This window comes from Texcoconibacillus texcoconensis (assembly GCF_014202575.1).
Taxonomy (GTDB): domain Bacteria; phylum Bacillota; class Bacilli; order Bacillales; family Salisediminibacteriaceae; genus Texcoconibacillus; species Texcoconibacillus texcoconensis.
On sequence record NZ_JACHHB010000037.1, the window covers coordinates 1 to 1,355 of the forward strand.

At 41.5% G+C, this 1,355-nt stretch carries 1 protein-coding gene; it reads right to left on the reverse strand.

Annotated elements, in window-relative coordinates; translation table 11 throughout:
• The coding region (locus tag HNQ41_RS16520) for a transposase (RefSeq protein ID WP_184665532.1) at nucleotides 1–1,037 on the reverse strand (1,037 nt) is incomplete at its 3' end.
• Nucleotides 1,038–1,355 lie beyond the last annotated feature (318 nt).

Sequence of the window (1,355 nt, forward strand, 5' to 3'; positions counted from 1 at the left end):
GCAGTGATACGGTTTGGAAAAGGAAGGTTTCGTTTTTTTAACATTTCCATATGAGGCTGAAAGCAACGTGTGTCTGTTGGACGTTGATGAATCGTGTACCCCAGAATAAATTGATTTTCAGTTCCAGCTTGAATGTTGTACCCAGGTTTCAATTGACCGTTTTTCATATGATCTTCTTTCATACGCATAAATGTGGCATCAGTATCGGTTTTAGAGTAGCTATTTCGATCACCAAATGTAGCCATTTGTTGTTCATATTTTCTCAGACGTGGGAGGTAATCATTTTCGATCTTTTTGTATACACGGCGCCACTCACGGTATTCAGCTTTCTTTGCTTTTCTCTCTTCTGGGTCCTTTTCGACTTCTGCTTCTTTTTCTGTTTCCTGAACTTTTTCTTCTACAATTTTGACAGTCTCTTGTAACTGTTCAGATGTAATCTTCGAATTCGGTTCGGAAGAACCCTTTTCGAATGCCTGATCTTCGACAATTGTCTCTTCAATTTTCCAAAACAGCTCATCGAGCTTTTCTTGAAGTTTTTGTTCATAACGCTCTGTTGATTTTTTCCAAACGAACGTGTAACGATTTGCATTCGCTTCGATTTTGGTTCCGTCTAAAAAATAGTTCTCCATGGTTATGTAGTTTTGATCGAGAAGGAGTTGGATAAGGCTTGTGAAAAGAGGTTCAATCAGATCTTTCATACGTTCAGATCGAAAACGGTTAATCGTTCGAAAGTCTGGTGTCTGACGGGCCGCAAGCCACATCATTGGAAGGTGTTCACGTAAGGCACGTGCAATTTCACGGCATGAATAAAGCTTCTGGGTATATGCATACAAAATGACTTTGGTCATCATTTTAGGGTGATAAGCACTACGTCCACCACCTCGATAAGCTGAAAAGAAGAGATCATCATCAACCATTTCGACCATTTCATTAACCACACGTGAAACATGGTCTTCAGGAATCATATCGCTAAAATCCATTGGAAGAACGAGTTGGTCCATGTTATACTCAATGAAAGTAGCTGAATAGTTACTCATAAAAATCGCCTCCGTTTTGTTTTTTGTTTGTGTGGTTACTTACATTATAACGAACGGGGCGATTTTTTTGTAGGTGAAATAGGGGGAAAAGGTCTCTTCTTCTACATACTTGACTAGCTCGAAGAAGTGAAAGGCGGCGACTCAAGCGGGAAAAGCAACAGCTGAAGATCCCGCAGGGTGGGGTTCCCGAGGAAGCTGAAGCGTTGCCCGCTGAAAGCGTCCGCCTGTAACGGATTCGAGCGGGATTATATTGTCTTCCATAAAAAGAGGGGCGTCCTCAAAAGTCGGTTATTTTACCGACTTTTGGGACAGCCCCTT